This is a genomic window from Pseudoalteromonas agarivorans (assembly GCF_024518735.1).
GTDB lineage: Bacteria > Pseudomonadota > Gammaproteobacteria > Enterobacterales > Alteromonadaceae > Pseudoalteromonas > Pseudoalteromonas atlantica.
Genome location: NZ_JANIGJ010000003.1, coordinates 345,164 through 363,517, shown reverse-complemented (window position 1 = coordinate 363,517; position 18,354 = coordinate 345,164). Strand labels below are relative to the sequence as shown.

General features: G+C 38.8%; 15 protein-coding genes. 11 read left to right on the top strand and 4 right to left on the bottom strand.

The genetic code is table 11. The annotated features are described in order from the left end of the window. The first annotated feature begins 92 nt into the window (after positions 1 to 92). Positions 93 to 2,213 carry a methyl-accepting chemotaxis protein gene (locus NQT65_RS08280; RefSeq protein ID WP_256850913.1) on the top strand — a complete coding sequence of 707 codons (2,121 nt, stop codon included), beginning with the start codon at positions 93 to 95 and terminating at the stop codon, positions 2,211 to 2,213. A 97-nt stretch (positions 2,214 to 2,310) separates the two neighbouring features. Here NQT65_RS08280 and NQT65_RS08275 read toward each other — a convergent pair whose 3' ends face one another. Beyond that, positions 2,311 to 2,898 (bottom strand): TetR/AcrR family transcriptional regulator, encoded by a 588-nt coding sequence (locus NQT65_RS08275; protein ID WP_256850912.1) that lies wholly within the window; start codon positions 2,896 to 2,898, stop codon positions 2,311 to 2,313. 132 nt (positions 2,899 to 3,030) lie between these two features. Here NQT65_RS08275 and NQT65_RS08270 point away from each other — a divergent pair, with 132 nt between their 5' ends. Beyond that, the gene (locus tag NQT65_RS08270; RefSeq protein ID WP_256850911.1) at positions 3,031 to 3,573 is read left to right on the top strand and encodes a carboxymuconolactone decarboxylase family protein; all 543 of its coding nucleotides are present in this window, start codon (positions 3,031 to 3,033) and stop codon (positions 3,571 to 3,573) included. 63 nt (positions 3,574 to 3,636) lie between these two features. On the opposite strand, the gene NQT65_RS08265 is transcribed toward NQT65_RS08270, so the two are convergent. After that, complete coding sequence (locus NQT65_RS08265; RefSeq protein WP_004587031.1) at positions 3,637 to 4,167, bottom strand: hypothetical protein; 531 nt, start codon at positions 4,165 to 4,167, stop codon at positions 3,637 to 3,639. A gap of 53 nt (positions 4,168 to 4,220) precedes the next feature. Between NQT65_RS08265 and NQT65_RS08260 the strand changes: the two genes are divergently transcribed. Further along, a complete protein-coding gene (locus tag NQT65_RS08260) occupies positions 4,221 to 4,604 on the top strand; it encodes a DUF1294 domain-containing protein (protein ID WP_256850910.1) in 384 nt (127 codons plus the stop codon). A 38-nt stretch (positions 4,605 to 4,642) separates the two neighbouring features. Here the strand turns inward: NQT65_RS08260 and NQT65_RS08255 are convergent, their stop codons facing one another. After that, positions 4,643 to 4,999 (bottom strand): PEGA domain-containing protein, encoded by a 357-nt coding sequence (locus NQT65_RS08255; protein ID WP_256850909.1) that lies wholly within the window; start codon positions 4,997 to 4,999, stop codon positions 4,643 to 4,645. A 171-nt stretch (positions 5,000 to 5,170) separates the two neighbouring features. After that, entirely contained in the window at positions 5,171 to 7,144 is a 1,974-nt protein-coding gene (locus NQT65_RS08250) for a serine/threonine-protein kinase (protein WP_138685256.1), read from the bottom strand. 484 nt (positions 7,145 to 7,628) lie between these two features. Here NQT65_RS08250 and tagH point away from each other — a divergent pair, with 484 nt between their 5' ends. The 8 genes from tagH (at position 7,629) to tssA (ending at position 18,347) form a co-directional block, all read left to right on the top strand. Then, positions 7,629 to 8,903: a type VI secretion system-associated FHA domain protein TagH gene (gene tagH / locus NQT65_RS08245; RefSeq protein ID WP_256850908.1), complete on the top strand. Its 1,275-nt coding sequence runs from the start codon at positions 7,629 to 7,631 to the stop codon at positions 8,901 to 8,903. A 15-nt stretch (positions 8,904 to 8,918) separates the two neighbouring features. Then, a complete protein-coding gene (tssJ, locus tag NQT65_RS08240; RefSeq protein ID WP_024032885.1) occupies positions 8,919 to 9,383 on the top strand; it encodes a type VI secretion system lipoprotein TssJ in 465 nt (154 codons plus the stop codon). A gap of 14 nt (positions 9,384 to 9,397) precedes the next feature. Continuing rightward, complete coding sequence (tssK, locus tag NQT65_RS08235) at positions 9,398 to 10,726, top strand: type VI secretion system baseplate subunit TssK (protein WP_024032884.1); 1,329 nt, start codon at positions 9,398 to 9,400, stop codon at positions 10,724 to 10,726. Between the two features lie 20 nt (positions 10,727 to 10,746). Beyond that, positions 10,747 to 12,027, top strand: coding sequence for a type VI secretion system protein TssL, long form (gene tssL / locus NQT65_RS08230; RefSeq protein WP_096042737.1), 1,281 nt, complete (start codon positions 10,747 to 10,749; stop codon positions 12,025 to 12,027). A 10-nt stretch (positions 12,028 to 12,037) separates the two neighbouring features. Continuing rightward, positions 12,038 to 15,547, top strand: a complete 3,510-nt coding sequence (gene tssM, locus NQT65_RS08225) for a type VI secretion system membrane subunit TssM (RefSeq protein WP_256850907.1) — start codon at positions 12,038 to 12,040, stop codon at positions 15,545 to 15,547. Then, positions 15,529 to 16,257, top strand: coding sequence for a type VI secretion system-associated protein TagF (gene tagF / locus NQT65_RS08220; protein WP_024032881.1), 729 nt, complete (start codon positions 15,529 to 15,531; stop codon positions 16,255 to 16,257). The genes tssM and tagF overlap by 19 nt, the downstream gene beginning before the upstream one ends. Next, a complete protein-coding gene (locus NQT65_RS08215) occupies positions 16,250 to 17,047 on the top strand; it encodes a PP2C family protein-serine/threonine phosphatase (protein ID WP_256850906.1) in 798 nt (265 codons plus the stop codon). The genes tagF and NQT65_RS08215 overlap by 8 nt, the downstream gene beginning before the upstream one ends. Before the next feature lie 187 nt (positions 17,048 to 17,234). Then, positions 17,235 to 18,347, top strand: coding sequence for a type VI secretion system protein TssA (gene tssA, locus NQT65_RS08210; RefSeq protein ID WP_256850905.1), 1,113 nt, complete (start codon positions 17,235 to 17,237; stop codon positions 18,345 to 18,347). The last annotated feature ends 7 nt before the right edge of the window (positions 18,348 to 18,354 follow it).

The following is an 18,354-nucleotide window of genomic DNA, read 5'->3' as shown; positions in this document are numbered from 1 at the left end:
TGTTCAAAAAACTTAAATTATTTTATGTTATTGATGGCTTGATGCAGTTTGTATATTAAACTGTAGGGGTGTTTTAACAAAAGGTAATTTAAGTGCGAGAACTCACGTTAGCAAAAAAGTTATTATGGATAACTGTAGGGAGTACATTTTTAACAGTATTAGTACTTTCTGGGGTTTTATGGTGGCAAATGTCATCAAACAGCGAGGCGCTCGCTAAAGAATCTGAAGATTATATCGTGGCCGAAGTTGAGCAAAAGCTTAACGCAAACGCGGCTGCTTACGGCGAAAAAATTGCCGGATTTATCAACGAAGCTTACCGAATTCCAAACTCATTAGCTGCATTACTTGGTGATGCGGCTAATACTCAAACATTAAACCGCGACACGGTAGTGAGCATTAACCGCTCTATACTTGAAAAAAATCGGTTTTTATCGTCAATTTATTCGCAGTTTGAAGCCAATGCCTTTGATGGGCAAGACGCGCAATTTAAACAAGGATATAAACACTCAGTTAATGGTGATGGCACGTTAGAAGTATATATAACGCGTGACCAAAACGGCATTATTGAGCAGCAAAAAGTAGCTAACGCTGCCGATAAATACCTGACCTCGTTAAATGAATTTGGTATTCGTGAAGCGCATTGGTATTTATGCGCAAAAGATACACTTGAGCCCTGTATTATGGAACCTTACCTTTACGAAATACCTTCTGGCGATTCGGTTATGCTTACCTCTTTAACCGTACCTATTACTAAATCGGGCCGCTTTATTGGTTTAGCAGGCGTTGATTTAACGCTCCCTACGTTTCAGGGCTTAACCGAAAAGCTTTCGAGCGAGCTTTATAACGGCCAAGCAAAAGTAACTCTTTTAAGTGATATAGGTTTAATTGTAGGCAGCAGCCACTACAAAGCTAAATTAGGCCGCCCATTTAAAGAGGCAGTTAGTAGCAATACTTACAGTGAGCTGGTTAAATTTAAAGGGCAACATGGCCTTTTTAAAACACCTAGCGAGTATTTAGTTAACTACCCAATTAATATTAAGCTGGCTAACACTCAGTGGAGCTTGCTTATTGAAGTGCCAAGTAATTTAGCCCTAGAGGGGCCTAATGCTTTAGCTAAAAACATGAGTGACTCGGCTAATCAGCTCGGGGTTGTTATTTTAATAACCGGTGCTGTTATTGCTTTAATTGCTTTTGTTATTATGAAAGTGGTGGTGGGTACAGTGGTTGCGCCACTTGAGCAAATTCAACAGCGTGTAGATAACCTTGCCAGCTCAGAAGGTGACTTAACTCATACGCTCCATGTTGATACCCACGCAGAGCTAATTGCGCTTGCGGGTGGCTTTAATGCCTTTTTAGCTAAGTTACGTGGCTTAATTGCAGAGCTTAAAGATGTATCGTCGCAAACAAAACAGCAAGGCGAAATAGCACAGCATATTGCTATTGATACAAAACATAATGTGCAATCGCAGTTTCAAGAAATTGAAAGTGTAGTGACCGCTATGAACGAAATGAGCGCCACCGCACTTGAAGTTGCCAGAGCCTCTGAGCAATCTGCTCAACAAGCGGATGAAATAAATGGTTTAGTGGTTAGCAGTGAGTCGAGCTTGTCATCGGCTATGAGCCAAGTGAAAACCATGTCTGAAGAAATAAAAGAAGCCAACCAAGCGGTTGAAAAAGTGGCTTCGCGTAGTAAAGATATTACGCAAATTTTAGATGTGATAAGAACCATTTCGGAGCAAACAAACTTACTTGCACTTAATGCCGCCATTGAGGCAGCACGCGCTGGCGAGCACGGCAGAGGCTTTGCGGTAGTTGCCGATGAAGTACGTGCACTGGCGTCTAAAACACGCTCATCTACCGATGATATTAGCCAACTTATAGATAGCTTATTGTTAGAAGTAGGTAATGCATCAACCGTAATTGAAAAAGGCGTAGTACGCGCGCAAAGCGCAGTAGACGAAACCTCAGTGGCGTTTGACGCGCTGCACAGTGTGGTAGTAAAAGTAGATGAAATTACTAATCAAATTACCCACATTGCCACCGCAGCCGAGGAGCAAAGCTTAGTAACCGAAGAGATAAACCGTAACCTTACGCTTATTTCTGATGCTGCATCGCAACTTGCTGATTTATCGACTCAGGCGGGCGATAGCAGTGAAGCGCTTAATGCACTGGTAGCGCAGCAAGATAGCGAGCTTAATAAGCTTAAAACGTAAGTAAAGCTCAACCCTAGCAAATATAAAAAGCGGCTAATTCACACGAATTAGCCGCTTTTTTTAGTTGAGACTTTTTAGAAGTTAGTAAAACGAAACGTTATAGCTTTTTGATCAAGGCAAACATTTGGTTGATCATTGGCTGCGCTAATTGCTCAACCCCTGGGCGGTTAAAATAGCCACGCAGCCCAGTAAATTGCACCTGAAAAAACTGCGCGTATTCAAGCGCGGTAAGGTTGCTGCTTAGCTCATTATTTTTAATGGCTTGAGCAAATAAGGTGGTTAAGTAGGCTTCAAATTTTGCCGATAGGTCTAAGCTTAGCTCGTATAACGAGGCGTCTTTTTCTGCAAATTCGCTGTTTGCTTTTACCAACATACAAATAGCACTTGGGCTACAGTCTTTGGTTTTAATAATTACGTTTTCTACAAACGCACGCAAACCACCTAAAACAGAGTCAGAACTTGCTAAAAACCCGTCAATTTGGCTTTTCATTTGTACTGTGTAGTCTTTTAAAGACTCGCTGTATAGGCCTTCTTTAGAGCCAAACGCCGCATATATACTGCCTGGGCGCATGTTAATGGCTTCTTGTAAATCGCGGGTTGAGGTGGCGTTAAACCCCTTTTCCCAAAACAAGTGGCTTGCAACGCGAATTACATTATCGCGCTCAAATTTAACTTTGTTAGCCATTTTAATCTCAACTATTTTGAACGTATGCTCAATTTTAACTTGAACAGTCGCTCAAAATCAAATAGTATGTGTCTCGAAGTTACTTAACCTGACACTAGGTTACTCAAACACATTAATTTATTGGAGCAGAACATGGCAGAATTTACGTTATATACTCAAGACAACGCACCAGAAGAGTCAAAATCGTTTATGGCTGATTCAGTAGCAGCATTTGGCATGTTACCTAACCTTCATGCCGTAATGGCAGAAGCGCCTACGCTACTTAAAGGTTACCAAGTACTGCATGAGTTATTTCAAAACACCTCGTTTAACGCAGAAGAGCTAACTGTGGTATGGCAAACAATTAATGTTGAGCACGAGTGTCATTACTGTGTACCAGCACACAGCGCAATTGCCGCTTCAATGAATGTAGACCAAGATATTGTTGATGCCCTAGTAAACAAAACACCCCTTGCAGATGCAAAACTTGAAACACTACGTGAAACCACACTTGCAATGACACGCGATCGCGGCGTAATTAGCGATGAGCAAATTGAGAAGTTTTTTGCAGCAGGTTACGGTAAACAGCAACTACTAGAAATTGTTGTAGGCTTATCGCAAAAAGTAATGAGCAACTACACTAACCACCTTGCTGATACACCAGTTGACGAACCATTTAAAAAGTTTGCTAAATAATAGCGGTTTTATAAATAACAAAGGCAGCCTAGGCTGCCTTTTTGTATTGTAAGCGAATGGCCATTATTTAAATTTAACGGCTTTAGTGCTGCGTGTGTAAGTACGCTGCTCGGGCTTAGTCCACTCACCCTTTTTTAAATAAGAAGTTGAAACTACAAACGTATCGTTTTTTAGCTCGCTGATCGAGCGCACTTTAGTAATACCTTCTTTACTGCCTGTTACCTCTTCATACGCTACAAATTGGGTAGGGCTGAGCACTTTCATGGTGCCTTTTGTGTAAAAACCTGCGGTAGTAAAATAGTAAAACACCAATGACTCTTTTTTACTGTCGTAAAAAATCATTGATTCCCCACCATACTCACCTTCATTAATAGAGTGCTTGGTATGTATAGCTTTACCATTTAATGCGCGCTCCCAGTGGCCAACATCTTGTACAGGTTTGGCACCTTTAGGTACGTCAAAATCGGCCTGCCAAGTACCTAAATAAGGTTTAAATACAGCGAGTTCTTTATCAAGGTTGCTTGGGGTATCAGTGGCGTAACTATTAAAGGCGTATAAGCATAATACTAAAAATAGGGCTTTAAAGTATGTCATAATTTGGCTCTTATTATTTTGGTTTAACTCTTTTTAGTATAGGCGATCATGAATTGATAAAGAAAACATTAATCACCTTTGCACTGCTTTTTTTGGTCGGAGTATGGCAAGCTCATTGGCTTTATAATATGAGCATTTATATACCAAGCTACTTTACAGGTTTAAGCTTTTTTACTTTTATAATGTACGCATGGGATAAACGACAAGCTAAACTATCAGCGCATAAAAAAGTAAACCGCACACCCGAGCGCACGCTTCAGTTACTGTCGTTACTAGGCGGTTGGCCCGGCGCACTCATTGCACAGCAATGGCTTAGGCATAAATCGCAAAAACGTCGTTTTATAGTGGTGTTATGGCAGTGTATTTTTGGGAATGTGAGTGTAATAGGGGCTATTACATTTTTTGCAGAAAACATGAGAGTTATGCCTTTAAATTAATGTGTATTTAAAGGCATAAATACAATTTTACACGGTGTTTAGTTTGCAGCTTCAGTTTTGGCTACTTCATCTAACTCTACTGTAAGTATGGTTTTTTTATCAACCACAACCCACTTACGATAAGTTTGGTAACCTGGTTTGCTTACCTCAACATCGTATTCACCTTCTTTTAGTTCGATCGCGTCTTGGTATACCGGTTTGATATTCATAATGCGTACGCGAGCGTCAATAGGGTTAGTAATTACGGTAAGTGAGATTGGAGCAACCACTTCGGCTACTTCAGCCTGAACATCGGCAACATTGTCTTCAACTTTTTGTTCAGTTTCATTCATATTTGAAGTGTTTGCACAGCCACTTAAGATGAGTAATGCTGCAAGTGCGGTTATTTTTTTCATTGGTACTCCATAAATCATTATAGTAATTAAAATTGCGAAATATCATGGAGGAGTACAAGCGTTAGCTTAACTCGTCGTCCTTGACTTTCGTCGGTAAAACTAAGTGTTCATCAACTTTTAAAGTGTATTGTAAAAGCAAAGCCACAATCGCTTTGCTTTACTGTTTATAAGTTACAATAAAACATTATCAAGTGATTGAGTAATGGCTTCACTTCGCTCTACTAGTTGTTCAGCAGTACGATACATTTTTCTCTTCATTAAGGTATTCGCCATTGTAATGTATCGTTTAGATAACTCTTGCTTTAAAGAAACCAAAAGCGAAAAGTCTGATGGTAAATCCACTGACTCCACGTTAATCTGCTCTTCAAATTCTAATAGTTCTTTGTATTGTTCAATGCCTTCCAGCTTTTCTGTGTAGCGATTAAAGCGTGGCTGATAAAATACAACAGCATCTGCAGTTGGAAATTGTGCTTGCTGGCCTTTATTTACTTTTTCCTGGTACAAGGTGAGTGCATCGATTGCCGACTCTCTTTTGAGCAGCTCAGCAAATTGCAGCTCTTCTTTTTGCGTATTAGTAAAGATGGCTTTCCCTACGTTTAATAACGCTTTTTGAGCAATAACGTCGTCTTCTTGTATAGCATTATCAAGCGCTAACTTGTAGTTATCAAAGTGAATTTGTGAAGGCTGATAGACGTACGTGTCATCGACCTGTTTTAAATCGATAATTAACTGAGGAATACTATTGTTATCAACTTCGTTATAACGAGATTGCTCTAAAAGTAAATTAATTCGCGATGTAATATCAAAAATAATAGATTGTCTTTCTCTTAAAATGCTTTCCAGTTGCACAGAAAGCTTTTCTGAATCTGGGTAGTATTCAAGTGCCTGAGTGTATACATCTATTGTTTCGTCGAAGTTCTTAAACTTATCACCACTATTATTTAGTTGATTAGCCATACCATCAAAGCTTTGCAAAACACTCTCTTGATTTACACGCAATAAGCCTTGCTTTAAAACTTCGTATTGCGGCGGTATTTCAGAAAGCTTATCGAGTATGCTTGGGCCATTCCACGACATCCACGTTTTTACTTGCTGATTTATCGCCTGAGCATTGTCTAATTTTGCTTCGAGCTGTTTTACATTGTTATTGTTAGATAAGTAATATTGCCCTGCTAATACTGTAGCAATCACTAAGCTTGCTACTAGTGCGATAGCTGGTTTGTAATTATGGTTTAATTTAGCAGTAATGGGGTCGAGTGAACTTAATCTATCAGAAGCGTTTAATGCAATTGCTTTATTTAAGCTACCCCACAACCATAATGGGCAGTTACTAGGGCGTTTGGCCGTGGCATCTTTTGCTAGCTTATCAGCTGCTACGCGGTTAAATGGATGTTTGCTGCTTAATAGTTCAAGCGCTATACATGCGTAAGAAAATACATCATCTTTAACTGATGCTTCTGCACCTTTAAGTTGCTCCGGGCTTGCATAGGTGGGGGTATAACCACCTACAACTGCGGCATTTTGTTGGTTTTGAACAGCATAGGCATCTTCAATGGTTTTATGTTTTGCAATACCAAAATCAAGTACTTTTAAGTTGCCGTTAGAATCAAAAATAATATTCGATGGCTTTAAATCATTGTGGATAACACCGCGTGCATGCGCGTAAATCAGTGCATCAGCTAACTGCTCTAAAATCACTTTGGCTTTTTTAAACACCATGCCAGTGGGTTTATTTCTTTTTATTATTTGCTCAAGTGTTTCGCCTTCAACAAGCTCCATTGTTACATAGTGAAGATCGCCATCTGAACCTGCTGAATAGACTTTAACTATATTAGGGTGAGCTAACTGTTGTGTTTTAGTGGTTTCATCTTTTAGGAGAGTGATTGCCTCTTCTGAGTGTGAAAACTCTTCGAGTAACACCTTTATCGCCACAAACACTTCAGGGCGGCTTGGGCTTTCTAAAAATAAATCCCTTGCGCGATAGATATAACACATACCGCCTTGGCCAATTAATTCTTCAACCAAGTAACGAGCAGATATTTTTTTGCCAATTAGATTGAGCTTATTTTTAGCTTGGGGTTTTTTGAGATTTGAATCAAGCGACGCTATCTGAGTTTTATCGTTAGAATTATTGATACCGCTCATTATAAATCCTTTTATTGTGTATATATAAATAATTGCAAAGGTGAATTTTTATCGTTTTTATCAATTCTCCCTTTGATAACGGCAGTATTTTTACAAAAAAAGATTACTTTAGCAATCTTTCTAGCGTAGAAGTTTCATACAAAATTAATTATGTCGCCTGTTTTAACTCACTTAAAATTTGTTTTTATTTTTAAACTTAAAAAATAACGTGCTTAAAAGGGCTGTAAAAGGCGTAAAAGGTACATTCAGCGGTAATTTTTCACTTTATTTTGTTTGGGATTAAGTTTGTTGCAGTGTGCTGAAAAAGGAACATTCAAACGGTAATTTAATTATTGGATTTCATGTTTTTAGGTTTATTAAATTTATCATTGTCTTCAAATTTAAATATATGTGTATATTTTTATATATTAATTTCAATGTTGACAATAGTTTCGCTTCTACTTTATCCTAATAAAAATGTAGATTTATGGGACTAACTTATCAAATGGAACTGATACTAAATATAACTAGTTATCATAGACTCTCGCCTGAAATTGAAGCTTCTAAAACAACTAAACACTCTCTTATTTTTGGCCGCTCGGAAGCGTGCGATTGGCACTTGCCTGATCCTGAAAAAATAATTTCTAGCCGACACGGCCGTATTGAAAAAGAAGGGGATTCGTTTTACTTATACGATACCTCGACTAACGGAACGTTTGTTAATTTTGGCGTGTCTGCGCTTGGTCAAGGTAATAAACACCGTTTAGCGCACAGTGATGTGATTACTGTGGGGGACTTTCAAATTGAAGTCGAGTTAGCTGATTCTCAATCTACGACAGCATACACTGAAGCACGCCCAAGTACGGATGACTTTGTACTGAGAAATAGCGCCCCAGCACCTGCAATAGATAATTTTTCTTCAAGTGACTTATTTTTAAATGAATCTATTTTAGATGAGTCAATGCCTGCTGTTTCAATGAAAGAAGAAAACATGGCACAGCCTGATAATCAAATTCCTGAAAATTGGGATGAATTATCACATTTAATGAACCCTGATGTGTCAGTCTCACCGCAAAGCCATTTTGATGATGTTGCAGTGGCAGAGCAACCCGTTAAAGTTGAGCCACAAAAAACACCAGAACCCGTTAAGCAGCCAGTAAAACAAACGCAAACACACGCTAGTACCGCAAGCGCTAATTCCACTTTATCGGAGGCGTTTTTAAAAGGTTTAGGTGTTAAAACTGAGCTTCAAAATGCCCTTAATACACCAGAGTTGTGGTTTGAAATGGGGCAAAGTTTAAATTTATTATTAAACGAGCTGATGGAGTCATTAAGACAACGAGCATTGGTAAAAAATCAATTACGTTTGAATCAAACCATGTTTCAAACAAAGCAAAATAACCCTATAAAATTTTCTGCTGATATTGATGATGTTATTCAGAATTTATTCATAAGAAATAGTGCAAGCTTCCTGTCGTCTCGTGAATCGATTAAAGAAAGTTTTACTGATACACGAAGACATGAACATGCTTTATTAGCAGGAGCTGATGGTGTACTTAAAGGGATTTTAGAACAGGTTTCTCCCCAGCAGATCACCCAGCAAGTAAATGAAAACTCTAATGTATTAAAGATTATTCCAGGCCAGTCAGAAGCAAAATGTTGGAAGATATACCAAAGCCTTCATGAAGAGCTAGCGCATGATGTTAATGCTAAAGGCGCTATGGCGTTATCTGACGATTTTTTAAAGGCTTACAATGATAAAACTCAAGAAACGTTTTAGGAAGGAAAGTAAATAATGTCTAAACTTAAGCTCTTTTTTATGAGCATTAGCCTACTCTTTTTGACGGTTGGGTGTACCACCGTAAATAAAATAGTGCCGCCTTCAACTGATTTAATTATTAATGTTTCTAAAGATGTAAATCCAGACACATCAGAGAGACCGTCGCCAGTTGTTATGAAAATATTTGAACTTAGTTCACGAACAATTTTTGATACGCAGGACTTTTTTAGCTTATACGAAACGCCTGAAAAGCTACTGGGTCCAGATTTACTTAAAAAAGATGAGTTAGAGCTACAACCAAACTCAGTACAAAAATACAAAATGAGCCTTAATAGAAATACCCGTTATGTGGGTGTTGTTGTGGCCTATAGAGATATCGACCAAGCAAGATGGAGAGCCGTTATTGAGGTTGATCCAACAGGCTATGACGATATAGATGTAAATGTTGAAGCAATTGCTACATACATGAGAGAGCGATAAAAAGGATTTGTAAAATGGGTGATAACACTCGTGTTGCGTGGACTGAAGGGATGTTCTTAAGGCCGCAACATTTTCAACAATCAGATAAGCATTTTTCTAACTTAATAAATCAATTATGCAAAGGGAATTTATCTGATCCGTGGGGCATACTTGATATAAGTATAGACACACAATTATTGAGCTCAGGGCAGTTTGCTCTTGAGTCTTTAAGTGCTATCACGCCTGATTTACTCCCAATTGAAATGCCGCAATCAACTCCTTTACCTGAGCCATTAGTGGTTAATAAAGACGTGTATGATGAGGTGGTATACCTTGCCATCCCTGCATTAAAAAGCAGTGGTATTAATATTTCAGCGCTGGATGAAAATATCGTCACGCGCTATAAGCTAAATGATCTAACAGTTAGTGATGACTCTTTGGGAGCTCAATCTCAAGAGGTAATTCAAGTTGCTAAAATCTATAGCAAACTTGTGCTTTCATCAGATGATCACGCTGGTTATATTTTGCTACCTGTGGCGCGTATTATTGAAGTAAGCAGTGAAGGAAGCATTAAGCTTGACACTAAATACATACCTGCCTCTTTAAAAGTAGGTCAATGCAAGCCGTTACTTGGTTTAGTAAGAGAAATAGGCTCTATGATAAAACAGCGCGCAGAGAGTATTTCTGTGCGTTTATGTCAAGGTTATGCAGGGAGCACCTCTGTTGCTGACTTTATCATGCTGCAAACACTTAATAAGTACGATGCTGTTTTTGACAATCTACTTAGCGTGAATAACCTCCACCCAAATGTATTTTATACCCGCCTTATTGAGCTTGCTGGCGAGCTATCTACTTTTAGTACTGCGAATAAAAGAGTACCAAAGCTGCCTAAGTACGATCATGAAAATTTGGGCAAAGTATTTTCTGAAGTAGTTAATTTCTTATATCAATCTTTAAGTCATGTTATTGAACAAACTGCGACAGAAATTAAATTAGAGCAAAGCAAGTTTGGTATTTCGTTTGGCGCACTAAAAGATAAATCTGTACTTAACTCGGCACAATTTGTTTTAGCAATAAAAGCAAGTGTACCGCATGAAGAGCTGCGCAAAATACTGCCCTCACAAATTAAGATTGGTAGTGTAGAAACCATACGTGACTTGGTTAATAACCAAATTCCTGGTATTACCATTAGTAACTTACCAACGGCACCGCGCCAAATCCCATACCATGCAGGTTTTCATTACTTTGAGTTAAACAAGCAGGGTGAACATTGGGAAAAACTTCGTTCAAGTGGTGGTATCGCTATCCACTTATCGGGCAATTACCCAGAGCTACAAATAAGCCTTTGGGCAATTAGAACCTAACTTTTAAAGGAAGAGTTTCAATGGACGAAACCATTATAAAACCTCGCCCTGGTAGACTAGGGCGTGACACTTCAAACACTCCTAATGTTGATAACGATGCTGATAAAACAGTGATGTCTGTTGAGCCTGTTGCCAGCAGTGTTGCTAATACGTCTAAAGTTTCAATTTTTAAAAACCCACTTTTAGAAGCGGCAACAGATTGTTTTTCAATTGTAATTTCGATTAGCCAAGCTAAAGAGATGACAAATATTGCTGCTTTAAAGCATCGCTGTGTTGAGGCTGTAAAGCGCTTTGAAGTTGAAGTGCGCAACCAGGGGCTTTCTAAAGATGTCATTACCAACTCGCGTTATTGCTTGTGCGCGATTTTAGATGAATCAGTTTTAAATTCTAAATGGAGCTCAATGGAGTGGGCTGATGAGAGTTTACTATCGACGTTTCATAAAGAAACGTTTGGCGGTGAATACTTTTACACCCTGCTTGATAATGCACTGGCTCAACCTGAACAACACAAACAATTTATTGAGCTGCAGTACCATTGCTTAAACTTAGGCTTTAAAGGTAAATACAGACTAGACAACGGTGGCGATACTAAAATAGAAGAATATCGCTCTCAAATGTATCACCTTTTAAATCAATTAGATGGCCCATTAAACAATAAACTTTCACCTAATTGGAAGCAGCGTGTTGCCGCTGGCGTAGAGCTTAGAAATCAAGTTCCGCTTTGGGTGATTTTTTCAGTGCTGGGCTTAGTGCTGTTAATGGTTTACTTATTTATCAACATGAAACTCAACGACGGCGTTACTTCACTTAACGATAAGCTGGCTGTTATTCATCCTATAGCGCAAAACGAAAGTGTAGATAAAAAAGATAAGCAACTATTAGTACTTGAGCAGTTACTGCAAACAGAAATTCAGATGGGGATTGTGACAGTAAAGAAAAACCTAGACCGCATAAGAATTTCAATAAACAGCGAAAGTCTATTTAATCAAGGCGACGCTAAATTATTACCGTCAATTCAACCCATTTTAGAAAAGCTAGCACTTAGTTTAGAAGGAACAAAAGGGCGTATTTTAATTACTGGGCATACCGACGATACGCCTATTCGGACTGATAAATACCCATCAAATTGGCACCTTTCTTTAGCCCGTGCAACGCAAGTTGCTAATTCTATGGCTAAAAGTACAAACCTAAGTGGCCGTTTATGGCCTGAAGGTAAAGGTGCTGCAGAGCCTATCGCCAGCAATTCAGATTCAGCTTCTCGGTCACTAAACCGACGAATTGAAATCGATTTATTATTTTAATGAGGCTGACATGAGTTTTTCACACAAAATAAAAAAAATTACTTACGTACTTACTTCTAAAACAGCCATGTTAATTATCGGCTTTTTGGCGTTATCTTTATTAATTTGGTTTGGCGGTCCGCTTATTGCGATTGCTGACTTTATCCCTTTAGAGAGTGTAGCAGCACGCCTGTTAACTATTTTGTTTGTTATTTTAGTGTTTGCTATCACCAAAATTTATAGCTTAACGCAACAAAGCAAACGCGATGAGAAAATGGCTGATGAGCTAATTGAAAGCGATGAGTCGAACAGTAACGAGGTGAATGAAGAGATCACCACGTTAAAAAATCGCATGAATGAAGCTATCAACTTACTCAAAGATGTAAAGCTATTTAAAGGTAAAAATATATATCAATTACCTTGGTATATTATGATTGGCCCGCCTGGGGCCGGTAAAACAACGGTTATTAATAACTCGGGCTTAGACTATCCGTTAAAAGATAAGTTAGGTGTTGATTTAGTCCACGGTGTAGGTGGTACACGAAACTGTGATTGGTGGTTCACTAATAAAGCCGTACTTATCGATACCGCAGGGCGATACACTACACAAAGTAGCCACGCAAAACATGACTCACGCGCATGGGAGGGCTTTTTAGGGCTTTTACGCAAGTACCGCCCTCTACGTCCTATTAACGGTGTAATGATCAGCATGGGTATTTCTGAGCTCATGAGTCAAACTAAAACAGAGCGTAACCTACATGCCCGCGCAATTAAACAGCGCTTACAAGAGTTACAAAATCAGTTGGGTATGACTTTTCCGGTGTACGTTATTCTTTCTAAAGTTGATTTAATTGAAGGTTTTAGAGAGTTTTTTGGCGAGCTTACAGAAGAGGAATGCGAGCAAGTTTGGGGTGTTACTTTTGAGTTAGACCTAGATAAAGACACTCAAGTTGAAGCGTTTAACAAAGAGTTTCACGCATTAATTTCAAAACTGACAGAAATGCTTAATCGTAGGCTGATTAACGAGCGTAATGAAGAAATACGAGCCAAAATTTTCGAATTTCCGAGACAGCTTCGTGTGCTGCAAGGTGTGGGCGATGCGTTTTTAAAAGAAATTTTTACCCCTAACGCTTATGAAGAACTCCCTATGTTTAGGGGCGTGTATTTGACCAGTGCAACTCAAGAAGGGAAGCCAGCTAGCTTTTTAAATGACGTAAACTCAGCAGATTCTAGTTATATAAATCAATCGAAAAGCTTCTTTATCAAAAATGTTTTAGAAGGTGTAATTTTCCCTGAGCAAAACCTAGCCAGCACTAACAAACATCACGATAAGCAAAACAAATGGCTCAGAGTAGGTAGTATTTCTTTAGCCAGTATTGCGGTAATTGGTTTTTCTATTTCGTGGTACTTTAGCTTTGCATGGAATAATAATTTAATGGCTGCTACAGATGAAGCCATTGAAACTTATCAGGAGCTAGATGCCGCCTCGTTTGATAGAAGCAACTTATTAGTATTAAACGACAGGCTCAATGCGCTAAGAAACTTACCAGCTAACAACCCTGCGTTAGTTGATGACGATGAATCTCAGTCAATAGGTTTTAATAAGCTTAGTGAAATTAAACAGTCATCTACACAAGCCTATAACAGGTCTCTACAAACGTATTTAGAACCCTATATCGCAAATACGTTAATTAAAGAAATGGAAGCGCACCCAGAGCACCTTAGCTATTTATACGAGACGCTAAAGTGCTATTTAATGCTATTCCAACCTGAATACTTTGAAAGTGAAGATATTTCGGCTTGGTTTAATGCATACCTAGAAAGAAATCTACCGGGTGATAAAAATGCGCTAACTCGCGGCCAGTTAATGAACCACATTGCTGCCTTATTAGAGCTGGGGGTTAGTCAAACAAAAATAGATAATCAAGCAGTGCGTATAGCTAGAGCTGAATTAACTAAGTTACCAATAGCCGAAAGAGCATACCAACGCCTACAAGCTGATTTTCTTGATAGCAGCATTCCGCCGTTTAGATTAACAGACATTATTAGTTTTGAAAGTGCGCAAAAATTCACATTCAGAAACAATGGCGAGCTGACTCGAAGTATCCCTGGTTTATATACCTTTAACGGTTTTCACGGCATTTTTAATGTTGAAAAAAGTAAAATGCTTGGAAATTTGATGGCAAGCAGCTGGGTATATGGCGAGGAAGCATCGGGCACTTATGATATTTCTAAAGAAGAAATTGAAAAGAAATTAGAGCAGCGTTATTTCCAAGATTATGTCTTCTTTTGGCAATCATTTATCGACGATTTAAGCCTGAATCAGTACAGCTCACCTGCTGAGGGTGTGAATATTACTGATGTACTTGCTGGCTCAGAAGCACCGATTAAAAACATTATTATGGCTGTGCAAAAAAATGTGCAACTAACCAAATTGCCGGTGTCAGAGAATCAAAAAGCAGCGGGTAAAGTTGCCGCTAATGCCGCTGAAATTGCAATGCAAACTAAAGCTAACAGAATTAAACGTTTTTTACCTGACGAAGCGCCTAAGTTTGACATTAAACTGCCAGGTTATCAGGTTGAAGAAGCGTTTGAAGATGTTATAAATATTGATGCTCAGCAATTAGATAACATTCAGAAAAACCTCAGAGAGCTCAATGTATATCTAACTAAGCTTGATAGAGGTGATCAGTTAAAGTCATCAATAAAAGATCAAATCAGTGGAAAAAGTAAACCAAGTTTCATTCGCCAACTTGAGTTCCAAAGCCGTGATCTACCTTACCCATTTAATAGCTGGTTATTAGATATAAGCAGAGATACCAGTAATATCACTAAAAATAGCGCTAACAGGCACTTAAATGAGATTTGGAAAAGCCAAGTTTTACGTGAGTACAACGCAGCTATTGTGGGCCGATACCCTTTCTCTCCTTATGCACAAAAAGAAGTGAATATGAAAGACTTTACACGCTTCTTTGGACCAGATGGCACTATTGATAGCTTCTTCACTAACTATGTAGCGCCAAGTGTGGATATGAGTTCGAGTCCGTGGAAGTTTGAAAAAGACATTGGCATAAGCGCTGATACTCTAGCCATGTTTGAACTAGCCCATCAAATTCAAACGGTATTCTTCGATGGTGGAAGTGCAACACCTAGAATTGAGTTTGGCTTACGTCCGCTATCGTTGGATAAAACTACATCGAGCTTAATGATTGAAATTGACGGTCAATCAATGATTTACCGCCATGGCCCTTTAAGAGTTACCAACTTTGTTTGGCCAGGCGCAAGTGGACAAAGTAAAACGCGAGTTGTATTCACTCCACCTAATGGGGGCCGCTCAGTAAATACGACCTACCAAGGTGAATGGTCGCTTTATCGCATGCTAGATGAGCTTAGCGCTAAAAGAGCTAAAACACGTGAGGATTTAGAGTTACATTTTTCTCTCATGGGTAACAACGCAAAAGTTGAGCTATTGCCAAAATCAATTAGGCATCCATTTTGGAATAAAAGTGTAGAGAAGTTTTCATGTCCGACCCGATTATAAATATAGGCTACCTCGGCAAAGTCCCTAGCTTGGGGGACTTTGTTCAAGACAGCGTTTCGAAAGAATTTTCAGAGCACTGGGAGCAATGGCTGCAAGCAGCTATTGCTGTAAGTAAAGAACAGTTAGGCGACAATTGGCAAGATAACTACCTAACAGGTCCTGTATGGCATTTTGCTTTATCGCCAAATATTGTTGGCGATAAAGGCGTAATGGGAACCCTATTACCGAGTATGGATGCAGTAGGGCGCCATTACCCATTCACAGTGGCCAGTACATTAGAAGTTGCGCCGATAGAAGTATTAAATTCGGGCGTTTTCTCCTTAGAGTACGAAGACACAGTACTTAAAGTGCTCGATAGCTCTGTTGACCTTTTTACTTGGCGAAAAGACGTTGCTAAATCGATAAGCACCCTTATAGCGCCTAAAAAGCAGCTTAGTATTTCTCCCTCTAGCGACAAAAATAAAGAGGGTGAAGCATTTGAGTTCTCAGGTGATGAGCTATCAAGTGATGTTTTAAAAGACGCCCTACATGCACTTTTATATAAAAAGCATGGTGATTATAGTGTTTGGTGGACACACGGTTCATGCAATATAAAGCCTATGATGCTTGTTACTTCAGGACTACCGCCTGTTAACCAAGTTGCTGCTATGTTAGATGGCCGATGGAAACATTGGGAATGGAATTACACACAGGTAAAAAATAGTGATTAGCAATTTAAGTACAAGTTACGCAATAACTCATCGCGGTGCAGTTAGGCAATTAAATGAAGACTCTCATGTTGAAATTAATAGCCATAACTTATGGGTAGTAGCTGATGGAATGGGTGGACATGAAGCGGGTGAAGTTGCAAGCCAACTAGTCGTAGATGTTATTAGAGCAAAAGTTGAAGAAAAGACACTAGCTACGCTTAGCGTTTCTCATATTGTTTCAGCTATTGAAGATGCAAATCGCCAATTAAATGATTACAGCGCTCAGTACTTAGGAAGTAAAACGGCGGGCAGTACAGTAACCGCCTTATTTATAAAAGATAATCAATATTACGTTTTGTGGGTAGGTGATAGCCGGGCATACATGCTGCGAAATGGCCAATTACAGCAAGTATCGCGGGATCATAGCCAAGTAAATGACCTTATCGATGAGGGCGTAATTTCAATCGAGGAAGCAAAAACGCACCCTCTTTCGAATGTGATTACCCGTGCAGTGGGCGTTACAGACGAAGTTAAAGTAGATGTAGTACAAGGTGAAGTAAATACTAATGATATTTTCTTACTTTGTTCAGATGGCTTAACAGGCGAATTGTCTGATGAAGAAATATGTTTGTCATTAGAACCTAATAGTATTATTGATTCAGGTATGGCGCTAATGCATTCTTCTTTAGTTAGAGGTGCACGCGATAATGTTACCTGTATTATAATTAAATATGGCCATGAAAATTTTAGTAGCAATTCGGAAACATACAAAATTCAGGATGAGGCTACTATTCCACTTTTTACTAAATAATTATTTATTACTAATTATATAATTTTAAGTGTTAATTTATTTATATTGAAAAGTTTATTGTTTATATATTTGCAATTGTTTTGGTTTAAACACAATTGTAACTAGGCTTGTATTTTAATATAAAGAATGTAATATGAAATCCGCTCCGCTTTATTGGAGTTTTATGGATAATTATTAGGACGACGGAATGTTTGTATTTGAAGAGTATATTTCCCCTATTTCTGAAACTGAGATCGCAGGTTTAGACCCTCGCTCGGATGTTTCTCCTACGTCGACTTATTACGCCTTAAAAGATTTAAGAAACCAACTTCGTGCCGCTGAAAGAAACGCGTTAGTAGACGAAGAAGGTATTTCATCACTTGCTCGCGACTGGTTACCTTTATTAGAGCAATGCAGTAGCGCAATTAAATCACAAAGCAAAGACATTGAGTATTTAGCATGGTTTATTGAAGCTTTATGCCGAATTCACGGTTTTAAAGGGCTTGCCTTTGGCTTTAAAGTGGCTAGCCACTTATTAGATAATTATTTCGACGCGCTATACCCTACCCTCGATGCAGACGATGAAATTTCAGACAAAGTATCGGCTCTTGGCGGATTAAATGGCTCCGCAGGTGAGGGGACTCTTATTATCCCCATCAAAAGCATACTGTTAACTGACAGTGTTAGCTTAGACCCTTTTACATTTTGGGAATATCAGCAAGGTTATGATATTTCAAGGTTAAATGATGAGAAAAGAGAGAAAAAACTAGCACAAGGCGCGGTCGATTTTGAATTAATTGAAAAAAGCGCCGCGGAGACAAGCACTGAATTTTTTGTCAACTTAAAGCAAGATATAGAAGAGGCAATTACTGAATTTGCCCAGCTTAGCGATGTGATGGATAAAGTGACGGGGCAGCCGCAACCTACCTCAAATATTAAACAAGCGCTTGAAGTAAGTTTGGCGGCCGTTAACCACATTGCAGCGGATAAACTTGTTGCAGCTGAACAGGCTCTCATCTCTGAGCAAACGCAAGAGCAACTCACTCAAAATGATGAAGAGCAAAATGCTGTTGAGGCGCCTAAAAAGGCCATTAACCAAGCAATTGATTCTCGTGAGAATGCGATAAATAAGCTTAAAGAAATAGCGGCGTTTTTTAGAAAAACCGAACCGCATTCTCCAATGTCATACACGATAGAACAAGTGATTCGATGGAGCGAATTATCGCTGCCTGAATTATTAAATGAATTAATAACAGATAGTGATGCTAGGACCGGGTACTTTAAGTTGTCTGGCATTAAGATCAGCGAAACTGAAACATAAGTAAAAG